The sequence below is a fragment of the Microbacterium allomyrinae genome (assembly GCF_020682705.1).
Classification (GTDB): domain Bacteria; phylum Actinomycetota; class Actinomycetes; order Actinomycetales; family Microbacteriaceae; genus Microbacterium; species Microbacterium allomyrinae.
The window spans coordinates 431,240-452,481 of sequence record NZ_JAGTTN010000002.1 but is presented as its reverse complement, the minus strand read 5'-3'; the positions used below and the strand labels follow the sequence as shown (position 1 = coordinate 452,481).

The following is a 21,242-nucleotide window of genomic DNA, read 5'->3' as shown; positions in this document are numbered from 1 at the left end:
AGGTGACGGATGCCGTAGCCGCGGCATCCGTCACCTTCCTCACATCGCGTTGCCGATGTACGAGTACTTGACGAACACCTCGGGGGCGAGACCCGCCTCGTCGAGGACGCCCTGCACCGCGCTCAGCATGTAACTGGAGTCCCAGCCCATGTAGAGCGAGTGCTCGTCGTCCAGGCGGTCCCACTGACCGTTCCACGACTGCGCACTGTAGACCGGACCACCGCGGCGCTGACTGTATTGCACGACGGCCTCGCGCGAGTCGGCCCAGAGGCGTTTGAAGACGCGGTTGAAGAGGTACTTGACGTCGGGAACCTCCCAGTGCTCGCCGCAGTACTCCACGTACGACCATTCCCGCTGCCATCCCGCCGGCCAGCCCCGGCGACGCACCGCATCGAGGATCGGGGTCAGACCGTCGTCGTCGATCGCAGGACCGCCGGGCCGCCGCCATACCTGGACGAATCGTTCGGTCAGCTTCGCGGAACGAGCGGCGATCGCCGCGGTGCCCCACGATTCGACCTCGGCGAGCTCGGCCGTCACTGAGACGCCACTGCGGGCGTAGTGCGCGCGCTTGTCGGGGAACGAGCGATCGAACGCGCGCAGCGCGATGTCCTCTTCGAGCACGGTGATGTTGCCGATGGTCTTCGACAGTGCACGGTGACTGTTCTGCTCGTCGTCGCTGTAAGACGGCCATTCGCGTACGCCGTCACCGGACCACGAGTCGCCCGGCGCGAGCGGGAAGATGTGCTCCACGTCGAGATCGCCCGCGCCGTCGACTCCGGCGATCCGGCCAAGAACGTAGCGGGCGTGGGGGAGTTCGACGTACTTCAGAGCTATCGCGATGCGCTCGTCAGACGGGGTGATGCGCGAGATCGCCGCGACGAGGGCGTCGGGACTCTCGGCGCGTGCACGGCAGAGCCGCGCGACGAGCCTATCGACGCCCGTGCCCACGATGGAGCGGCGCACGAGCAGCGACTGGAGCATCTCGAGAAGCTCGAGAAGGTCATCACGGCCGATCCCGCCGCGTTCGAAGTCCCGGTAGGCGAGCATCACGAGGGGATACATGACCGTGCCGAAAGTACTCACGTACGCAATGTGCCGAGCGATCTCGGCATCCGCCGCCTCTTGCGGATTCAGAAGGATGCGATACACACGGGACAGCGCGCGCCACTCCGCCGCATGACGGACGAGGTCAGCATGATCCAGCCGCGGGAACTCCTGACGGAACGCGTCGTATACGCCCCGGCCTCCCACGATCGTGACCTCACGGCCGGTCGCCATGATCAGGTACTGGCGCCAGAAATCGGCGATCGATTCGCCGGTGTTCTGCTCGATCGGCTGCCAGAAGTCGGCTTCGATCTCACGCTGTTCGGCATGGCCGAGCCCCATCAGCACGTAGTTGTGGATCAGCTCGTGATCGCGCAGCGGCTCACCTGTGGAGTTGAGACTCTCGAAGATCTGCTGGGCGTTCGCGCCGGCCCCCAGCGTGATGGCGACGTGCTCGAGCTTCTGCAAGCCGCGCCAGATTTGCGGCGCCTCATCAGGGCTGATCTGGCTGCGGAAGAAGGCGTAGTTGTCGTCGAAGCGTGAGTCGCGCGCCTCGCCCGGCGGGAGCGGCCGATCGAGAACGACTCGCTCGAAGACCGATGCCCATGCGTGGTGGGGGCGCAGCTTCGTGAGACTCGGATCATCGGAATGCACGAGGACACGCGCGAGACGGTCGGCGAGCGACGGATCGGTCTCGCGGACCGTGTGGTGAAGCGCTGCGACGAGGAGCATGAGAGTCGTCATGCGCTGCTGCCCGTCGATGAGGACGAGTTCGGCACCCTCTCCGTCGTCACTGGCGGAAGACAGGATCGATCCGATGAAGTGCATGTTGCCGTCGTCGAGGTCTGCCACCGCGCGGATGTCGGCGAGGAGCTGTTCGCACCCGCCGATATCCCAGCGGTACTGCCGTTGATACACCGGGACGACGATCGTCCAATCCGCCGCCGACAGCCACCCGATCGTATTGACAGCGGTTGCATCGACGTTCGTGGCAGTGACCATATCCGGACCAGTTTATGCGCGCGTGCCCAGCGTCCGGTTATTCACGGCCCGTCTTCCGCCCCTCGAAATCACCCGAGGTAGGCTTGCCTAAGTTGAGCCTGTTAAAACGTGCTGGCTCCCTACGAAAGGCTGATCCACCTCATGGGTTACATCAAGTCTGCCGCTCTCGAAGAGACCGGCTATGTCGTCCTCGACCGCTACAACCAAGAGCTCGATCCCAAAGAGTGGCTCGATATCGAGTACAACGACTGGAAGTCCTCCGGCGACACGCGCTTCGCGCCGCTGGCCAGCGCCTTCGGCGACATCGAGTGCAACGGATTCTGGAACCACAAGCCGCCGCGCACCGACAAGGACGGCGTCTGGATCGAATCCCAGGTCGAGAAGGCCCCGAACCTCACGCGCCGCGCGCAGGAGCCTGGCGCCAACGTCGGGCGCTGCCGCGTCATCGAACTGCAGCCGACGCCCTACGGCGAGTGCCTCTACAACCTGCACCAGGACGACAACAATCGCCTCAACCCCGACGGCACCGGCTGGGTCGTCCGTGGCTTCTTCAACCTGAGCGACGACAAGGACAGCTTCTTCGTGCTCCGCGAGAACCGCACCGACCCCGCGGGCGAGGTGCGTATCGCGCTTCCCGCGGGCGCGCAGCTGATCATCGACACGCAGCGCCTCTGGCACGCCGCCACCCACGTGGGCGACGAACCGCGCTACTGCCTCATCACCTCGTGGACGTCCGGCCCCGAACTCGACGCGTACATCGAGAAGTACAACGGAGTGAACAAGATCGAGAGCGTCGAGGTCCCCCAGGACGTGCTCGACGCCGGCTACGCCGAGCAGGCGCGCAAGGACGCCGCACGCGCCGCGTACTACGCAGCCAAGGGCCAGGTCGAGGTCCAGGCGATGAGTGAGGCCTGAGCCGCGACACGCAGATTCGAGAGGGCGGCGGAATCACACTCTTGTGATTTCGCCGCCCTCTCGGCGATAATGGCGGCAGCACAACCGAAGAGCACGCCGTGAGCCCGTTTCAGGTCGTTGGGGAAGACGCACCTGACGAACGGAGAGATCATGGCGACACCACAGGCGCGTGGAGTGATCTATATTCACTCCGCGCCACGAGCGTTGTGCCCCCACTTGGAGTGGGCGGTAGGACGCGCTCTCGGGCGCGCGGTGAGCTTCGACTGGACGGAACAGCCCGTCCTCACCGGCAGCCGCCGCAGCGAGTTCTATTGGGAAGGCCCGGCGGGCACGGGTGCCGCCCTCGCCACCGCGATCCGCGGCTGGGAGCACCTGCGGTTCGAAGTGAGCGAGGATCCCACACCGCGCAGCGACGGTGGACGGTGGCTGCACACGCCCGGCCTCGGCATCCACTACGCCCAGACCGATACCGCGGGCAACGTCGTGGTCGGCGAGGACCGCATCCGTTATGCCATGGATGTCGCGGGCGGCAACCCCGTCGAGCTTCACCGAGAGCTGCAGGTGGCCCTCGGGGCTGCCTGGGATGAAGAACTCGAACCATTCCGGCACGCGAGCGACGACGCCCGGGTGGTCTGGCTCCACAAGGTCGGCTGAGCCGGGTTACAGGGTCTGATTCACCGATCGGTTCTCGAGGAGCGACGAAGGAGTGTATCCAGACACACAGACGCAGGCGGCAGAGGCGCCACTACCGAGGCTCGGAGGCCATGAATCCCGGGCAGCGGGACAGCGAATCACCGCCTGACACGACAGACGCCCCCGGTGGCTTCCCGGGGGCGTCTTCGTATGTGCACGCGCCCGCGCGCGTGTCATGGTCGAAGTGTCGCGCGTCAGACCGATGCGAAGGCTGCGACAGCGTTGTGGCCGCCGAAGCCGAACGAGTTGCTGATGGCCAGCTGATCTCCATCGCCGAGGGGGACCGGTGCCCCGGTGAGCCGGAACGGCACCTCGGGGTCGGGCGTCGAGATGTTGATCGTCGGGGGAGCGACACGATCGCGGAGCGCGAGGATCGTGAAGATCGCCTCGAGCGCGCCGGTGCCGCCGAGCAGATGCCCGGTCGAAGCCTTCGTCGCCGAGACGGGGATCTCGTCTACGCGGGCGCCGAAGACCGCGCGCAGCGCCTGGTACTCGTTGGGGTCGCCGACCGGGGTCGAGGTGGCGTGCGCGTTGATGTGCGTGACGTCGTCGGGCGAAGCATCCGCCATCTCGAGCGCCATCCGCACCGCGCGTGCCGCGCCGAGTCCATCCGGGTCGTTGGCCGTGATGTGGTACGAGTCCGCGGTCACGCCGCCGCCGACCACGGCCGCGTAGATCTTCGCGCCACGAGCGCGAGCGTGCTCCTCGGTCTCGAGGATCAGCACGGCTGCGCCCTCGCCCATCACGAAGCCGTCGCGATCTATGCTGCCCGGGCGCGACGCGGTGGCGGGGTCGTCGTTGCGCTTGGAGAGCGCCTGCATCGACGAGAACGCGGCGATCGTGACGGGGTGGATCACCGACTCGGTTCCGCCCGCGATCACGACATCGGCCAGCCCCGCACGCAGGTGCTCGACGGCGTTGACGATGGACTCGGTGCTCGACGCGCATGCGCTCGCGACAGTCCGGGCGTACGCACGGGCTCCGAAGTGCAGGGAGAGGTTGCCGGCGGCCGCGTTGGGCATGAGCATCGGCACCGTCATCGGCATCACCCGGCGAGGACCCTTCTCGCGCAGGGTGTCCCACCCATCGAGCAGGGTGTGCAGACCGCCGATTCCGGTGGCGAAGTCGACGCCCAGGCGCTCGGGGTCGACCTCCGGGCTGCCGGCATCGGCCCACGCCTCTTTCGCGGCGACGAGAGCGAACTGCGAAGAAGGATCCAATCGCTTGGCGATCGGTCGATCGAGCACGGTGTCGGGCCGCACCTTCGCCTCGGCGGCGAAGGTGACCGGGAGCTGGTACTTCTCCACCCAGTCGTACTCGAGCGTGCGAGCGCCGGAGACGCCCTCGAGCAGGGCGGACCAGCTGTCGGGTGCGGTGCCGCCGATCGGCGACGACGCCCCGATGCCGGTGACGACGATGCGGGAGTTGGTCATGGGTTGAATCCTCATTGGGGTGTGCCGGTGGGGGCCTCGGCCCCCACCGGGAGTTACTACGCCTGGTTGGACGCGATGTAGCTGACGGCGTCGCCGACGGTCTTGAGGTTCTTCACCTCGTCGTCGGGAATGGTGACGCCGAACTTCTCTTCGGCGTTGACGACGATGGTCATCATCGAGATCGAGTCGATGTCGAGGTCGTCGGTGAACGACTTCTCGAGTGCGACCTCGTCAGCCGAGATCCCCGTCTCGTCCGTGATGAGCTCGGCGAGTCCGGCGAGGACCTCTTCGCTGGTGAATGCCATGGGTTTCTCCTGTTTCTTAGGGGTTCGCGAGCCCGAACGGGCCGGGTCTCAGTCTATGGTCGGGCCTCGCCCGGTCAGGGGAGCACGACCACCTGCGCACCGAACACGAGTCCGGCGCCGAAGCCGATCTGAAGCGCGAGTCCACCGCTGAGTTCGGGATGCTCCTGGAGCAGGCGGTGGGTCGCGAGCGGAATGGAGGCGGCCGACGTGTTGCCCGTCGTCTCGATGTCGCGGCCGACCACCACCGTGTCGGGCAGGCCGAGTTGCTTGGCGAACTCGTCGATGATCCGCATGTTGGCCTGGTGAGGAACGAACGCCGCAAGATCGGATGCCTCGATCCCCGCGGCCTCGAGAGCCTGACGGGCGACCTTGACCATCTCCCACACGGCCCAGCGGAAGACCGTGGGGCCCTCCTGCCGCAGCGTCGGCCACGGCGCCTTGCCGTCGCGGAATTCCGTGAGGGTGTGGTTCATGCCGACGGCGTCGGCCTTCGATCCGTCGGAACCCCAGACCGTGGGTCCGATGCCCGGAGTGTCGCTGGGGCCGATGACAACAGCTCCCGCGCCGTCGGCGAGAAGGAATGAGATGCTGCGATCGGTCGGGTCGACGACGTCACTCAGCTTCTCGGTGCCGATGACGAGCGCGTAGTGCGAGACGCCGGCGCGGATCAATGCGTCGGCCTGCGCGACGCCGTAGGCGAATCCTGCGCACGCGGCGTTGATGTCGTAGGCCGCCGCCGGGTTCGCGCCGACGCGATCGGCGACGATGGCCGACACCGAGGGGGTCTGCTTCGGGTTGCTGATCGTGGCGACGATGACCGCGTCCACCAGGGCCGGGTCGACACCGGAGCGCTCGATCGCCTCGCGCGCGGCATCCGTCGCGAGATCGATCGCATCGGTCTCGGGGACTGCGCGAGTGCGCGTGACGATACCGGTGCGCTGACGGATCCACTCATCGCTGGAGTCGATCGGGCCGACGAGGTCCTCGTTGGGTACCGCGATCTCGCCGCGGGCGGCGCCGTAGGCGTAGATGCGGGTGTGCGCGGGCCCGGTGGGCTGGACGAGGGTGGGGGTCATGGGGAGATTCTCCGGTCAGGCGTCGGCGGCGAGCAGGGCGGCAGCCGCCTGCAGGTCGTCGGGGGTCTTGACGGCGACGGCGGGCACGCCGCGCAACGCGCGCTTCGCGAGCCCGGTCAGGGTTCCTGCAGGTGACAGCTCCACGATGCCCGAGACCCCGGCCTCGGCGAAAGACGCCATGCAGAGATCCCAGCGGACCGGAGAGGCGACCTGATCCACCAGGAAGCCGACGAAGGCATCGCCCGACGGCACGGCGGCACCGTCGCGATTGCTCCACACCGTGAGGGTGGGATCGGATGCCGCAACCTCGGCCGCAGCGGCGCGAAGCGTCTCGACGGCGGGGGTCATGAAGCGGGTGTGGAAGGCGCCGGCGACCTGGAGCGGGATCACGCGAGTGCCGGCGACGGGTTCTGCGGTGAGCGCCTGGAGCGCGTCGAGCGCACCGGCGACGACGAGCTGGCCGCCGCCGTTGTAGTTCGCGGGCGAGAGATCCAGTTCGGCGAGTCGCGTCAGGATGGCCGACTCGTCGCCACCGATGACGGCACTCATTCCGGTCTGCTCGATGGCTGCGGCCTCGGCCATCGCCCGGCCGCGGATGCCCACCAGAGTGAGAGCATCCTGCTCGCTCAGGATTCCCGCGGCGGCTGCGGCGGCGAATTCGCCCACCGAGTGGCCCGCGACACCGGCGATCGTCGAGCGATCCGTCAGCGCGTTCCACGAGAGCAGGCTCGCGGCCACGATCAAGGGCTGCGCGACCTGCGTGTCACGGATCTGGTCGGCATCCCATTCGGTGCCCGCCGCGACGAGGTCGACACCGGACCAATCCGAGTAGGCCTCGAGCCGCTGGGCGGCGCCGTGGACGTCGAGCCAGGGTGTCAGGAAGCCGGGGGACTGGGAGCCCTGTCCGGGGAAGACCGCAATTCGCACTTTTCCATCCTGCCAAGGATCAGGCGACAGGTTCTGGCGACATCGTCACAAGAATCCGAAAAGGCTTTGTGCGAGCTCCACACACCATCGCGGCTACAACGGGTCTGCGCCAGAACGCTGTGAGTCAGGCCGGGCCGCGTCGCATCGCCGGCGGACGTCGACGGGTCGCATCCGTGCCGATCGATCCCAGGATCAGGGCGGTCTGCAGAATCAGCGCCTCACGCGGCCCCGTCGCATCCCAGCCGATGACTTCGGAGACGCGCTTGAGGCGGTACCGCACCGTGTTCGGATGCACGAAGAGCTCGCGCGCGGTCGCCTCGAGCGAGCGGCCGTTGTCGAGATAGGCCCACAGCGTCGCGACGAGGTCGGCGCTGTGCGCCTGCAGGGGCCGGTAGATGCGCTCCACCAGCGTCTGCTTGGCGAGCGGGTCGCCCGCGAGAGCTCGCTCGGGCAGCAGGTCATCGGCCTCCACCGGACGGGGAGCGTGGCGCCATGCACGTGCCACGGCGAACCCGGCCAGTGCGGCACGGGCACTCTGACCCGCATCGACGAGCGCCGGCACCGTCGAGCCGAGCACGAGGAAGCCGCTGCCGAAGCCGGGCTCGAGTCGGCGCGCGATCTCACCGAACGGCAGATCGGATGCCGAATCCTCGGCTCGGGCGGACTGCTCGGAGCGCCCCACCACGAGCACCAGGCGTGAGCCCTGCACCCCGATCAGCACATCGACGCCGAGTTTGCGCGCGGTCCGGCGCAGCTGGTCGACGTCGAACTGCGGGGGAGTCGTTCCGACGAGGACGGCGACCTCGCCGTGGCCGTGCCAGCCGAGGGCGGCGATGCGGCTGGGAAGTTCCTCATCGGCTTCGCCGGTCAGGATCGAGTCCACGACCAGCGCCTCGAGCCGCGCATCCCAGAGCCCGCGGGCCTCGGCTGCACGGGCGTACACGTCGGCCGCGGCGAAGGCGACCTCGCGCGAATAGAGCAGTATCGCCTCGCGCAGGTGTTCGCCCTTGCCCGCCACCCGCTCCTCGGTCACCTCGACGGTGACGCGGATGAGCTGCAACGTCTGCTGCAGGCTGACGCTCCGCAAGAGCTCGCGAGGCGCTGCGGCGAAGATGTCGGACGCGATCCACGGAGTCGACGCTGGGTCCTCGTACCACTGGATGAATGAGGTGATGCCCGCCTGGGCCACCAGCCCGACGGCAGAGCGTCGGGCTGGTGGCATCTCGGCGTACCACGGCAGGGTGTCTTCGAGCCGCTTGATGGTGACCGTCGCGATATCACCCGAGATGCGTCGCAGCCAGGCGAGCGTCTCGGTCTTGTCCATCGAGGCCGGAGAGGGGGGCATCGGGTGCTTCAGCTCTCGCCGCCCGCATTCCCGCTCGTGCCGGCCGTCACGTCGTGAAGGCGGTACTTCTCGATCGCCTGGGCCGAGAGCGACGCATCCACGACGCCGTCGGCCGCGAGGGCCTGGAGCGTGCGGACGACGATCGACGGTCCATCGATCTTGAAGAACCGACGCGCGGCGGCACGTGTGTCGGAGAATCCGAAGCCTTCCGCGCCGAGCGTGACGAAGCGTCCCGGCACCCACGGACGGATCTGATCCTGCACCGCGTGCATGAAGTCGCTCACCGCGACCACGGGGCCTGCCGTATCCTTGAGCTTCTCCGAGATGTAGGCGGTCTTCGGCTCGTCCTGCGGGTGGAGGAAGTTGTGCTCGTCTGCGGCGAGGCCGTCACGGCGCAGCTCGGTCCACGACGTGACCGACCAGATGTCGGCCTGGACGCCCCAGTCGTCGCGGAGCAGCTGCTGCGCCTCATGGGCCCAGAGCACGCCGACGCCCGACGCGAGGATCTGCGCGCGGGGGCCTTCGCCCTCGGACGACGAGATCCGGTGGATGCCGCGCACGATGCCGTCCACGTCCACGCCCTCGGGCTCTGCCGGCTGCACGAGCGGCTCGTTGTAGACCGTGAGGTAGTACATGACGTTCGGGTCGGGATGATTGCCACCGTACATCCGCTCGATTCCCGAGCGAACGATGTGCGCGATCTCGTAGCCGTAGGCGGGGTCGTACGACACCGTGGCCGGGTTGGTCGACGCGAGAAGGTGCGAATGACCGTCAGCGTGCTGAAGACCCTCACCGGTGAGCGTGGTGCGGCCTGCGGTCGCGCCGATGATGAAGCCGCGCGCCATCTGGTCTCCCGCGGCCCACTGGGCGTCGCCGGTGCGCTGGAAGCCGAACATCGAGTAGAAGACGTAGACCGGGATGAGCGGCTCGCCATGCGTCGAGTACGACGTGCCCGTTGCGGTGAACGCCGCCACGGCGCCGGCCTCGTTGATGCCGACGTGGATGATCTGACCCTGCGGGCTCTCCTTGTAGGCGAGGAGCAGCTCACGGTCGACGGACGTGTAGTTCTGGCCGTGCGGGTTGTAGATCTTGGCCGTCGGGAAGTACGCGTCCATGCCGAACGTGCGCGCCTCGTCGGGAATGATCGGCACGATGCGGTGGCCGAAGTCCTTCGCACGCAGCAGGTCCTTGAGGAGTCGGACGAACGCCATGGTGGTGGCGATCTCCTGCGTTCCCGAGCCCTTCTTGGGGAGCGCGTACGCCTCGTCGCCGGGCAACTGCAGGCCGACGTGGTGGGTGCGGCGCTCGGGCAGGAAACCGCCGAGGGCTCGACGGCGCTCCAGCATGTACTGGATCGTCTCGTCGTTGCCGCCGGGGTTGTAGTACGGCGGCAGGTACGGGTTCTCGTCGAGCTGCGCGTCCGAGATCGGGATGCGCATCGAGTCGCGGAAGTACTTGAGGTCCTGCAGGGTCATCTTCTTCATCTGGTGGGTCGCGTTGCGACCCTCGAAGTGGTGACCCAGACCGTAGCCCTTGATCGTCTTGGCGAGGATGACGGTGGGCTGACCCTTGTGCTCGGCGGCGGCCTTGTAGGCGCCGTACACCTTGCGGTAGTCCAGCCCTCCGCGGCGGAGCTTGCCCCAGATGTCTTCGTCCGACCAGTCCTTCACCAGAGCAGCGGTGCGCTCGTCGCGGCCGAAGAAGTGCTCGCGGATGAACGCGCCGTCCTCGGCACGGTACGTCTGGAAGTCGCCGTCAGGGGTGGTGTTCATCAGATGAACGAGAGCACCGTCCGTGTCCTTGGCCAGCAGCTCGTCCCAGCCGCTGCCCCAGACCACCTTGATGACGTTCCAGCCGGCACCGCGGAAGTAGCTCTCCAGCTCCTGGATGATCTTGCCGTTGCCGCGAACCGGGCCGTCCAGACGCTGCAGGTTGCAGTTGACGACGAAGGTCAGGTTGTCGAGGCCCTCGTTCGCCGCGACCTGCAGCTGACCGCGGCTTTCGACCTCGTCCATCTCGCCGTCGCCGAGGAACGCCCACACGTGCGAGTTCGACAGGTCTTTGACGCCGCGGTTCGTGAGGTACTTGTTCGTCATCGCCTGGTAGATGGCGTTGATCGGGCCGAGGCCCATCGAGACCGTCGGGAACTGCCAATAGTCCGGCATCAGACGCGGGTGCGGGTACGACGGGATACCGTCGGGCGCCTTCGACTTCTCCTGGCGGAATCCGTCGAGCTGAGTCTCGGTCAGACGGCCCTCGAGGAACGATCGCGCGTAGATGCCGGGCGAGGCGTGGCCCTGGATGAAGATCTGGTCGCCGCCGTTGGGGTCGTCCAGCCCGCGGAAGAAGTGGTTGAAGCCCACCTCGTACAACGACGCCGAAGACGCGTACGTCGAGATGTGGCCGCCGACGCCGATCCCGGGGCGCTGGGCGCGGTGCACCGTGACCGCGGCGTTCCAGCGGATCCAGCGGCGGTACCGACGCTCGAGCTCTTCGTCGCCCGGGAACTCCGGTTCGGCGTCGGGTGAGATCGTGTTGATGTAATCCGTCGTCGGAACCTGGGGCACGTTCAGCTGGAGCTCGTGCGAGGTCTGCAGCAGGCTCAGCATGATCTCGCGGCCTCGACCGTGACCCTTGGCCTGCACCAGCTGCTGCAGGGATTCCTGCCACTCGGACGTCTCGTCGGGATCGCTGTCGAGCGGGTCCTGCGAGTACGGATCCTGATCGTTGACAGTCACAGAAGACCTTTCGTCGTCTGGCAGATCATGCCAGGGAATCGCTACCGGAGCGTGGCGGGCTTCGTCGGCCCTGCACAGCGCACCATGTGTCAGCCTACCGAGTCCACGCGGGCCCGGATGCACCTCGTAGACTGACAGTCGCGGGCCTATAGCTCAGTTGGTTAGAGCACCTCGTTTACACCGAGGGGGTCGGGAGTTCGAGTCTCTCTGGGCCCACCGCAGCGAAGTCAGGTCGTCTCGTCCTCCCCTTCGCGCCTGTGCGCGACGACATGCGGCAATGAGGGATCGATGTATCCGGGCTGTCCGATCCGCGATCGCTTCTGGGAGTACGCGAAGTAGATGACGAATCCGACGGCGAGCCAGATCAGGAAGCGCAGCCATGTCTCGACCGTGAGGTTCAGCATCAGGTAGACGCAGATCGCCGCTGAGAGCCCTGGCAGCCATGGGTTGAAGGGGACCCGGAACGTGCGAGGCAGGTCGGGTCGTCTGCGTCTCAGCACGATGACGCCGATCGAGACCATCACGAACGCGGACAGCGTGCCGATGTTCACCATCTCCTCGAGGAGCCCGATCGGGGTGAACCCCGCGACCACGGCGACGATCACGGTCACCACCAGTGATATCAGCCACGGCGTGCGGAACCTCGGGTGCACCTTCGCAAGGCCGATCGGCAGCAGCGCATCGCGCGACATCGCGAAGATGATGCGCGTGGCGCCGATGAGCAGCGTCAGCACGACCGTGGTGAGGCCGGCGACCGCGCCCGCGGAGATGAGCGTCGCCATCCATGCCTGGCCGTGGAATGCGAACGCGTTGGCGAGGGCTGCCGCGGGATCGAGATCCTGGTAGGGGACCATGCCGGTGACGACGAACGCGACCGCGCAGTAGAGGACGGTGCAGATCGCGAGCGACGCGATGATGCCGATGGGCATGTCGCGCTGAGGATTGCGGGTCTCCTCCGCCGTGGTGGCGACGACGTCGAATCCGATGTACGCGAAGAAGACCAGCGCCGCGCCGGCGAAGATGCCGCCGACGCCGAAGGCCGTCGGCTCGATCCCCGACAAGAACTGCAGGAGCGGCTGACTCAGCCCCGACGCGGACTCGCGCGAAGCGGCTTCCGGCACGAACGGCACCCAGTTCGCCGGGTCGATGAACAGCACGCCGGCGACGATCACGAACAGCACGATGAAGAGTTTCACCGCGACGAGAACGAGGTTCACGCGGAGCGACTCCTTTATCCCGAAGCTCATCAGTCCACCCAGCACGAGCACGAGCAGGATCGCCATCAGATCGACGGTTCCTCCGTAGCCGATCGCCGCCGGGATCGGCATCCCGAGCTGCTCCATCAGCGTGCCCAGATAGGCGCTCCATCCTTGGGCGACGACGCTTGCGCCGAGGAACATCTCCAGGATCAGGTCCCACCCGATGATCCACGCGAAGAGTTCGCCGAGCGACGAGTACGAGAAGGTGTAGGCCGAGCCCGAGACCGGAACGGTCGATGCGAACTCGGCGTAGCACAGCGCCGCGAGGGCGCATGCGATCGCCGCCACGACGAAGCTCACCACGATCGCGGGGCCGGCCACCTCGTGCGCAGCGCGGCCGGTCAGGGTGAAGATCCCCGCACCGATCACGACGCCGATGCCGAACACGGTCAAGTCGAGTGCGCTGAGCGATTTCTTCAGCCGATACTCGGGTTCCTCGGTATCGGCGATCGACTGCTCGACGGACTTCGTTCGCAGAACGCTCATCGAGTGCGCCTTCCCTCCGTTGGACCGGTCGTTGAATGCTAGTGCGCGGCCGTTCCGCCGTCGATGGGCCACGGTAGGTTGGGAAGCGTGAATGCCAGCCCCGCCGATCAGCACCGCCTCGTCGAGGTGGCCCTTCTCGATGCCCGTATCCGCCAGGCCGACAACGCCCGCAAGAATCCGCCGCAGGCCGCGCGCGTGCAGCAACTGCTCGCACGACGCCAAGAGCTGTCTCGGGAGCTCTCGACACGCCTGGGCGCCCGTGACGATCTGCGCGCAGAAATGGCGCGCATCGAGTCCGACGTCGCCGTGGTCGACGCGCGCGCCGCACGTGACGCGGGCCGGCTCGCCACCTCGAGCAACTCCAAAGAGGCGCAGGGTCTGGAGAGCGAGATCGCGGCGCTCGCTCGTCGCAAGAGCGACCTCGAAGACGCCGAACTCGAGATCATGGAGCGCCTCGAGTCGGCCGACGCCGCCGTGACCGAACAGGAGGCGCTGATCGCCGCGACCAACGCCGAGGGCGCAGACCTCAGCGCGGATGCCAAGCGCGCGGTTGCAGAGGCGACCGCGGCCTTCGATGCGACGACCCGTGATCGTGCGGCGGTGGCGGGTGAGATCCCCGCGGATCTGCTCGCCCTGTACGACCGTCTCGCCCCGCGCAGCGCGGGAGCGGCCTTCCTGCGTCGCCGCACGTGCGAGGGCTGCAACATGGTGCTGGCCGGAACCGATCTGCAGGTGCTGCGCAACGCCGCTGTCGACGCCGTCGTCACGTGCCCCGAGTGCGGCTGCATCCTCGTCCGCCACGAGGAGTCCGGCCTGTGACATGACCTCGACGGTGCCCGTGACCGGCGTTCCCGCATGGATCGTCCTCGGCCGCACCGTCGCCGGCGCCGCAGTCGCATACCTCGATCCCGGAGGCATGGAGCAGCGGCGCCACGAAGTCGCAGCCTCCGAGCTCGCCGACTGGATCGCGCACGCCGAAGCCGAGTGGGCGCCGCGATGGGTCTGGCACGACACTCCGCAGTGGTATCCGGCTCTGCTCGCGCACGGCGTGCGAATCGCCCGGTGCCACGACCTGCGTCTGTGCCACGTGATCCTGCGCGCGTCGGCGCTGGTCGATCCGCACGCGCCGGTGCGCACCGCCGCGGGCTGGGATGCCGCCCCCCATGTGACGCTGGAGGCGGCAGCGCCCACGCTGTTCGACTTCGAGGGCCCTGCCGACGCGGCGAAGGGTCCGCCGGCAGATCTGGACGATGCGCTCGCCGAGTTCACCCGCCAGCGCGACGCGATCGCCGGTGGGGCCGAGCCCGGCCGGTTGCGCCTTCTGACCGCCGCGGAATCGGCCGGGGCGCTCGTCGCCGCAGAGATGCAGGCGGCGGGGCTGCCCTGGGATGCCGCCGCCCACGATCGCATCCTGACCGAGACGCTGGGGGAGCGCGGCACCGGGGGACAGCCGGCGAATCTCGCGGCGTCCGCCGCGCGCGTACGCGCGGCTCTCGGCGACCCGACCGCGAGCCTCGATTCTCAGCCGAAGCTCCTGCGCGCACTCCATCGCGTCGGCGTGCTGGTCGAATCCACGAGCAGGTGGGAGCTCGCCGAGCAGCGACATCCGGTCATCGAACCGCTCCTGGAGTACAAGAAGCTCTCGCGCCTGCTGTCCGCCAACGGGTGGGCGTGGCTTGCGGAATGGGTCGACGACGGGCGCTTCCGTCCGGTGTTCGTGCCGGGCGGCGTCGTGACAGGACGCTGGGCCTCGTCCGGCGGCGGGGCCCTGCAGCTCCCCCGTCAACTGCGTGAGGCGGTTCGGGCCGATCCCGGATTCACACTCGTCGTGGCCGACGTCGCGCAACTCGAGCCCCGCGTGCTCGCCGCGATGTCGGGCGATCTCACGCTGGCGGGGGCCGCCCGCGACCGCGACCTCTATGCGGGCATCGTCGAAAGCGGCGCGGTGGCGACGCGCTCCGAAGCCAAGATCGCGATCCTCGGCGCGATGTACGGCGCGACGACGGGGGAGTCGGGCCGCCTGGTCCCGCGGCTTCGCCGCACCTATCCCCGAGCGATGGGGCTGGTCGACGACGCCGCACGCACCGGCGAGGACGGCGGGCTCGTATCGACGTGGCTGGGTCGCACGTGCCCGCCGCCGTCAGAGGTGTGGGCAGAGGCGCAGTCGCGTGCGAGCGAGGCCGACGCAACCGGTGCCGATGAGACACGCGCACGTCGCTGGGCGCGTGACCGAGGCAGATTCACCCGCAATTTCGTGGTGCAGGGTACTGCGGCCGAGTGGGCGCTCGCCTGGCTCGCCGACCTGCGGACCCGCCTCGACGCCATCCCGCCGGTTCCCGCGGAGCGGTCCGCGCCCCGCTCCGGTCCGGTCTTCGCCCGGCGACCGCACCTGGCCTTCTTCCTGCACGACGAGGTGATCGTCCACACACCCGTCGAGCACGCAGAAGCTGCGGCGCAGGCCGTGAAGGATGCCGCCGACACGGCGGGACGCATCCTCTTCGGCGACTTCCCGATGGACTTCCGCCTGGACGTCCGGACCGCCATCACCGCGTTCAAGGACTAACCGCCCTGCGGCGATGCTGCGGCACCCTTGCAAGCACCACCATCCGTCGTGATCGTCGGCGATGTCATCAGCGGAGTGTGCAGGACGTCGATGTGCTCGGTCAGATCGACGGGCACCAGGAAGTGGTACTCCAGCATGTTCACCTCCGCGGGCGAGAGATTCACGCGCGCCGTGCTTCCCGCGCGTCCGCCGTCGATCGCAATGGCAGCCGGGTAGGCCTCGCCCTTCACCAGAACCTCTGAGACGAACGCGCCGCGCGGAGCCGACACGGTGACGTTGGTGCCGATGTCGCCGACGCCCACGCCGAACAGGCCGCCCCCGGTCACACTGATCGGCAGATCGCCCACATCGGCCGGCGCGTTGCTGCCCATGGTGACGGTGATGAGCACCTCGGCCAGATCGTCGCGACGGCATGCGACCACGCTCTGCTCGATCGAGACGTCCAGGAACGGTGCCAGCTTGGCACCGGTCGCGTCGTTGAAGTACACCGCGAAGGCGCCGTCGCCGGCGGCATCCTGTCGTGCGGCCGATCCTCCCAGCGACGAGGCCGCGAAGACCTCGGCTTCGGTGGGATGGGCGCTCCACAGCGAGATGCGCCCCTCTGACGCGGGTTCCTGCAGAGCACCGACCAAAGCCATCGCATCGACGTCGCCGCTCGCGATCCGGGCGAACACGGCATCCATGACGCCTTCGAACAGGGCGCTCTGTCGCTCCGGTGAGAGGGACAGATACGGCTGCACCAGGAGGGCGTCGATGACGTTCTCGGCGCCGATCGCTCCCGCTGCCTCCACCTCGACCGGTCCGATCACCGTCAGGAGGGAACGAAGGACGTACGGGTCGACCGAGACGACCGTGTCGGCGGTCTCGCCGGTGAGACCCAGCCACCACGCCGCCGCCATGGTGCCGGTCGCTGCGAAGTCCGGAGTCATCGACGTGTTCTGGATGTAACGGGCGACGCCGTCACCGTACAACGCGGTCGTGCTGGCGGGTACGGCGACGATCGGCGAAGCGACCGACGGGAACTGCGAAGAGCCTGCCTGCCGTTCGAGTGTCAGTCGCCCATGATCGGCGCGGAGCGCCGCGAACGTGCCGGTGATGCCGCCGCCGGTGCGCAGCTCGGCGGGGTTCTGGACCATCACGAGGATCATCCGCTCGCCGTCTTCTCCGAGCGTGGCGGGCAGCACCCGGGCGGCCTGAGCGAGCGTGCCGATCCCCGGGGCAAGACCGTGAAGGGCGTCACGGAGGCGAACGACACCGGTCGCGACCGGACCGATGAGTGCATCAGCATCGAGGGCGGCGAGTTCGTCGACGGAATGCGTCACCACCGCGTCAGTGCCCTCGAGTGCGTCGGCCGCCGCCGCAAGCGCCGCAGTGTTCAGTACGAGCCCGGGGGAGCGCCGCTGGAGCTCCGCGGCCACCTCTGACAGATCGGGGAGCACTCCCGAGAGCCGGGAGAGCTCTGCCGCGACGACTCGCACGGCGCGCAAGTTCGCACCGGCCATCGGGATGGCCTCACTCGCCGCCCAGACCGGATCCGCGGTGAGTGCGCGGGCCCGGTCGGCATGCTCCGCGAGCGCCGGTGCGATCGCGTCAACCCGATCGAACTCTCCTGCTGCGGCCGCTGCGCCGACCTCGTCGGCGAGGGGCAACAGGTCGTCGAACTCCGCCTTCACGAGCAATGCGCGCGCGCCGACCCAGACGACCGCCGCGACGACCGCCAGTGCGAGCAGCGACAGGCCCAGCACGATCCAACGTCGACGCCGGGGCGCCCGAGCGGTCGAAGACACGTCAGTGGCGAGCAGACCGGCGTCGCAGGAGCAGGATCACGCCTGCAGCTGCGGCGAGCAGACCGAATACGGTGATCGGCAGGATGGCGGCAGCCATGCCTGTGGCGGGCAGCGCTGCCGCAGAACCGCTCTGCGGGGGATTCGCATCGCAGACAGGAGTCGCCGGCGGATACGAAAGCGGCACCACCACCGACGGGTTCACCTCGATGGTTGCGGTGATGGCACCGCGCGTCCATCGGAAGTTGCCGTCCGTCTCCACCCAGACACCGTTCTCGAACGCCCAGCCGGGCCATCCGTTCGCGTTCCCGGAGCTGTCTATCGATGCGCCCGGCCAGAGCACGCGGCCTTTCAGCGTGCCGTCGACGAGCGGACCGAGTGGGAGAGTCGCCGTCTCGGTGCCGTTGGTGAGCACGAGTTTCGCCTCGTTGCTCGTGACCTGTTTGTCGGGATCGGTCAACGCCACCTCGAAGAAGATCCACGGAACGTCGCGGTCGCACTCCCCGACGGCGGACGAACCTGCGAGCGACGGCGTCGCAGGATCCGTCGGCGTATAGTCGTCGGCGTCGGCGGCGGCCGCCAACGGTGTGCTGAGGACCAGCATCGCGCTCAATACGAGCACGGCAAACGTCTTCGTCTTCATCTCGTTGCCTCCCAGCGGGCACAGCCAGCCGGACTCCCCAGTCGGGTCTGGTGGCGGTGATTATACACCCGAATTTCACCCGAATCGACCACCCTGCCGAACCGGGACGCTCCGAGGCGCTCCGCGCGGCATCACGTAGGATCGTGCTCGCGAATGGGTCGGCTGGACGGTCGCGTCGCGTGCGGTTCGCCGTATCGCGCCGAGGAACGTCCGGGCTCCACAGAGCAGGGCGGTGGATAACACCCACCCGGAGTGATCCGCGAGACAGTGCCACAGAAAACAGACCGCCGCACCGGTCGCTTCGCTCGTCGAAGTGCCGGCCGCGGTAAGGGTGAAACGGCGGTGTAAGAGACCACCGGGGTCGTGGTGACACGACCCGCAAGGTAAACCTCGCCCGGAGCAAGGCCAGACAGAGGATGCTGACGCGGCTCGCCGAGTCCTCGGGTAGGCCGCTAGAGCGGCACGGCAACGTGTCGCCGAGAGAGATGACCGTCCACGGGGCTTCGGCCCCCGGACAGAACCCGGCGTACAGGCCGGCCCATTCGCCCTCTCAGAGCGTCAGCCGCGCGCCAGCGCAGCGGCGCCGATGATGCCCGCATTGTTTCGGTGCACCGCGGGAACGATCGGCGTGTTCAGCGACAGCAGGTGGAGGAACTGGTCGGAGTGCTTGGACACACCGCCGCCGACCACGAACAGGTCGGGGCTGAACAGGAACTCGATGTGGCTGTAGTACCACTGCAGCCGTTTGGCCCACTGCGTCCACGACAGGTCGTGACGTTCCATCGCGGAATAGGCGGCATACGCCTCCGCATCTTTCCCGTGCCGGGCGCGCTGCACGTGGCCGAGTTCCGAGTTCGGAACCAGAACGCCGTTGTACAGCAGCGCCGAGCCGATGCCGGTGCCGAGAGTCGTGAGGATCGTCAGGCCCGGCTGGTCCTTCGCGGCGCCGTACCGGGCTTCGGCGACACCGGCGACATCCGCGTCGTTGGCGAAATGGATGTCGCGGCCGAGCCCGTCCTCGAAGAACTTCTCGGCTTCGAACCCGATCCATTCGTCGGAGACGTTCGCCGCCGACAGCGTTCGCCCGTTCTTCACGATCGCGGGGAACGCCACGCCGAGCGGGATCGCATCGTCGCTGACGCCCAGCACCGACAAGACTTCGGTGACTGCCGCCAGCACGTCGGGCGGCTGAGCCCCTGCCGGAGTCGCGACCTTGACGCGGTCGCTGATGAGCTCACCACGGTCGAGATCGACGACCCCCGCCTTGATCCCGGTGCCGCCGATGTCCACGCCGACGGCGCGCGCCACGTCAGATGCCATGGGCACAGCCTATCCACGGCGCGCGACCCGGGTGCGAAGCAGCCGTGATCACTAGGATCGAGCCAACGAGGGGAACCCCCGACGACCGAGGAGCCCGCCATGACGAGCGACAGTGAGAAGTACTGGTACAACCTCAAGACCGGCGAGGTGGAGAAGGGCTTCGAATCGCCCTCCGTCGACCGTGCCGGCCCGTTCGACACACCGGAGGAGGCCGCGAAAGCCCCCGATGTGATTCGAGCGCGGTCGAAGGCATGGGCCGAAGAGGAAGCGCGTGCCGACTCGTGGGGAACCGGCACGGTGTCGGGCGAGACGGGCGACGACCAGTAGTCTGGCAACGGCCGCAGCGGGCACCGGAGAGGATGCGATGGACAAGCAGCGTGACTTCGTTCTGAGGACGATCGAGGAGCGGGGTGTCAAGTTCGTACGGCTGTGGTTCACAGACGTCATCGGCACGCTCAAGTCGGTCGCCATCGCACCGGCGGAGGTTGAGGGCGCGTTCAGCGAGGGCCTCGGCTTCGATGGCTCTGCGATCGAGGGTCTGACGCGCTCGTACGAGTCCGACCTGCTCGCTCATCCCGACCCCACCACTTTTCAGATCCTGCCGTGGCGCGGCGAGATCGATCCGACCGCGCGGATGTTCTGCGACATCACGACTCCCGACGGTCAGCCCGCGGTCGCCGACCCGCGTCACGTTCTCAAGCGCACGCTGGCCAAGGCCGCGGATGCCGGGTTCACCTTCTACACGCACCCCGAGATCGAGTTCTATCTCCTCAAGTCGTCGTCGTTCGGCACGGAGGGTCCTGAGCCGGTCGACTCCGCCGGGTACTTCGACAACGTCCCGGGCGGCACCGCTCATGACTTCCGCCGCCGTTCCGTGCGCATGCTCGAAGACCTCGGCATCTCAGTGGAGTTCAGTCACCACGAGGGCGGACCCGGCCAGAACGAGATCGATCTGCGCTACGCCGATGCCCTCGCAACCGCCGACAACATCATGACGTTCCGCACCGTCATCAAAGAGGTCGCGATCGAGCAGGGCGTCTATGCGACGTTCATGCCCAAGCCCCTCACCGGCAAGCCGGGCAGCGGCATGCACACCCACATGTCGCTCTTCGAGGGCGACGTGAATGCCTTCTACGAAGAGGGCGCCCAGTACCAGCTCTCGAAGGTGGGCCGTCAGTTCATCGCCGGCCTGCTGCGCCACGCCAACGAGATCTCGGCCGTCACCAACCAGTTCGTCAACTCGTACAAGCGGCTGTGGGGCGGCGATGAGGCACCGAGCTTCATCTGCTGGGGCCACAACAACCGCTCCGCGCTGGTGCGCGTGCCGCTGTACAAGCCGAGCAAGGGGCAGTCCTCGCGCGTCGAGTACCGTGCACTCGACTCGGCGGCGAACCCCTACCTGTCGTTCGCGCTCATGCTCGCGGCGGGCCTCAAGGGGATCGAGAACGAGTACGAGCTCCCGGCCGAAGCCGAGGACAACGTCTGGTCGCTCAACGACTCCGAACGCCGCGCACTGGGCTACGCGCCGCTGCCTGCCAGCCTCGACCATGCTCTGGAGTACATGGAGGAGTCGGAGCTCGTTGCCGAGACCCTCGGCGAGCAGGTGTTCAACTACGTGCTGCTGAACAAGCGCCGCGAGTGGCAGGAGTACCGCTCGCAGGTGACGCCCTTCGAGCTCAAGAGCAACCTCGAGATGCTCTGACGTCAGG

Annotated in this window: 17 protein-coding genes, 1 tRNA gene and 1 other RNA gene; 8 read left to right on the top strand and 11 right to left on the bottom strand. The window is 67.8% G+C overall.

The annotated features are described in order from the left end of the window. Positions 1 to 39: 39 nt before the first annotated feature. A complete protein-coding gene (locus KEC57_RS08495; RefSeq protein ID WP_229384131.1) occupies positions 40 to 2,046 on the bottom strand; it encodes a DUF262 domain-containing protein in 2,007 nt (668 codons plus the stop codon). A gap of 141 nt (positions 2,047 to 2,187) precedes the next feature. Here KEC57_RS08495 and KEC57_RS08490 point away from each other — a divergent pair, with 141 nt between their 5' ends. Both KEC57_RS08490 and KEC57_RS08485 read left to right on the top strand, forming a co-directional pair. Continuing rightward, positions 2,188 to 2,961 (top strand): hypothetical protein, encoded by a 774-nt coding sequence (locus KEC57_RS08490; protein WP_229384130.1) that lies wholly within the window; start codon positions 2,188 to 2,190, stop codon positions 2,959 to 2,961. A 150-nt stretch (positions 2,962 to 3,111) separates the two neighbouring features. After that, positions 3,112 to 3,615, top strand: a complete 504-nt coding sequence (locus KEC57_RS08485; RefSeq protein WP_229384129.1) for a DUF3145 domain-containing protein — start codon at positions 3,112 to 3,114, stop codon at positions 3,613 to 3,615. A gap of 233 nt (positions 3,616 to 3,848) precedes the next feature. On the opposite strand, the gene KEC57_RS08480 is transcribed toward KEC57_RS08485, so the two are convergent. From KEC57_RS08480 to aceE, 6 genes are all read right to left on the bottom strand, one after another. Then, positions 3,849 to 5,087 carry a beta-ketoacyl-[acyl-carrier-protein] synthase family protein gene (locus KEC57_RS08480; protein ID WP_229384128.1) on the bottom strand — a complete coding sequence of 413 codons (1,239 nt, stop codon included), beginning with the start codon at positions 5,085 to 5,087 and terminating at the stop codon, positions 3,849 to 3,851. A gap of 56 nt (positions 5,088 to 5,143) precedes the next feature. Continuing rightward, positions 5,144 to 5,392: an acyl carrier protein gene (locus tag KEC57_RS08475; protein ID WP_229384127.1), complete on the bottom strand. Its 249-nt coding sequence runs from the start codon at positions 5,390 to 5,392 to the stop codon at positions 5,144 to 5,146. 74 nt (positions 5,393 to 5,466) lie between these two features. Further along, on the bottom strand, positions 5,467 to 6,468 hold the full coding sequence (locus tag KEC57_RS08470; RefSeq protein WP_229384126.1) for a beta-ketoacyl-ACP synthase III: 1,002 nt from the start codon (positions 6,466 to 6,468) through the stop codon (positions 5,467 to 5,469). Positions 6,469 to 6,483: 15 nt separating this feature from the next. Then, positions 6,484 to 7,395, bottom strand: a complete 912-nt coding sequence (locus KEC57_RS08465) for an ACP S-malonyltransferase (protein WP_229384125.1) — start codon at positions 7,393 to 7,395, stop codon at positions 6,484 to 6,486. A gap of 124 nt (positions 7,396 to 7,519) precedes the next feature. Next, positions 7,520 to 8,740, bottom strand: a complete 1,221-nt coding sequence (locus tag KEC57_RS08460) for a PucR family transcriptional regulator (RefSeq protein WP_372456994.1) — start codon at positions 8,738 to 8,740, stop codon at positions 7,520 to 7,522. A gap of 8 nt (positions 8,741 to 8,748) precedes the next feature. Then, positions 8,749 to 11,478 (bottom strand): pyruvate dehydrogenase (acetyl-transferring), homodimeric type, encoded by a 2,730-nt coding sequence (gene aceE / locus KEC57_RS08455; RefSeq protein WP_229384124.1) that lies wholly within the window; start codon positions 11,476 to 11,478, stop codon positions 8,749 to 8,751. Between the two features lie 142 nt (positions 11,479 to 11,620). Here aceE and KEC57_RS08450 point away from each other — a divergent pair. Continuing rightward, positions 11,621 to 11,694: transfer RNA gene (locus tag KEC57_RS08450), tRNA-Val, on the top strand. 11 nt (positions 11,695 to 11,705) lie between these two features. On the opposite strand, the gene KEC57_RS08445 is transcribed toward KEC57_RS08450, so the two are convergent. Then, positions 11,706 to 13,223: an amino acid permease gene (locus KEC57_RS08445; RefSeq protein ID WP_229384123.1), complete on the bottom strand. Its 1,518-nt coding sequence runs from the start codon at positions 13,221 to 13,223 to the stop codon at positions 11,706 to 11,708. A gap of 87 nt (positions 13,224 to 13,310) precedes the next feature. Here KEC57_RS08445 and KEC57_RS08440 point away from each other — a divergent pair, with 87 nt between their 5' ends. Then, the gene (locus KEC57_RS08440) at positions 13,311 to 14,042 is read left to right on the top strand and encodes a zinc ribbon domain-containing protein (protein ID WP_229384122.1); all 732 of its coding nucleotides are present in this window, start codon (positions 13,311 to 13,313) and stop codon (positions 14,040 to 14,042) included. A gap of 1 nt (position 14,043) precedes the next feature. Beyond that, the gene (locus KEC57_RS08435; RefSeq protein WP_229384121.1) at positions 14,044 to 15,786 is read left to right on the top strand and encodes a bifunctional 3'-5' exonuclease/DNA polymerase; all 1,743 of its coding nucleotides are present in this window, start codon (positions 14,044 to 14,046) and stop codon (positions 15,784 to 15,786) included. Here the strand turns inward: KEC57_RS08435 and KEC57_RS08430 are convergent. Next, positions 15,783 to 17,531, bottom strand: a complete 1,749-nt coding sequence (locus tag KEC57_RS08430; RefSeq protein WP_229384120.1) for a DUF4012 domain-containing protein — start codon at positions 17,529 to 17,531, stop codon at positions 15,783 to 15,785. The genes KEC57_RS08435 and KEC57_RS08430 overlap by 4 nt on opposite strands. A 43-nt stretch (positions 17,532 to 17,574) precedes the next feature. Further along, positions 17,575 to 18,213, bottom strand: coding sequence for an LPXTG cell wall anchor domain-containing protein (locus KEC57_RS08425; protein ID WP_229384119.1), 639 nt, complete (start codon positions 18,211 to 18,213; stop codon positions 17,575 to 17,577). Positions 18,214 to 18,367: 154 nt separating this feature from the next. Here KEC57_RS08425 and rnpB point away from each other — a divergent pair. Beyond that, an RNA gene (gene rnpB, locus KEC57_RS08420) (RNase P RNA component class A) lies at positions 18,368 to 18,758 on the top strand. A gap of 13 nt (positions 18,759 to 18,771) precedes the next feature. Here the strand turns inward: rnpB and ppgK are convergent. Then, on the bottom strand, positions 18,772 to 19,533 hold the full coding sequence (gene ppgK / locus KEC57_RS08415; protein WP_229384118.1) for a polyphosphate--glucose phosphotransferase: 762 nt from the start codon (positions 19,531 to 19,533) through the stop codon (positions 18,772 to 18,774). A gap of 99 nt (positions 19,534 to 19,632) precedes the next feature. On the opposite strand from ppgK, the gene KEC57_RS08410 reads away from it, so the two are divergent. Then, positions 19,633 to 19,860, top strand: a complete 228-nt coding sequence (locus KEC57_RS08410; protein ID WP_229384117.1) for an SPOR domain-containing protein — start codon at positions 19,633 to 19,635, stop codon at positions 19,858 to 19,860. Positions 19,861 to 19,897: 37 nt separating this feature from the next. Beyond that, on the top strand, positions 19,898 to 21,235 hold the full coding sequence (glnA, locus tag KEC57_RS08405; protein ID WP_229384116.1) for a type I glutamate--ammonia ligase: 1,338 nt from the start codon (positions 19,898 to 19,900) through the stop codon (positions 21,233 to 21,235). The last annotated feature ends 7 nt before the right edge of the window (positions 21,236 to 21,242 follow it).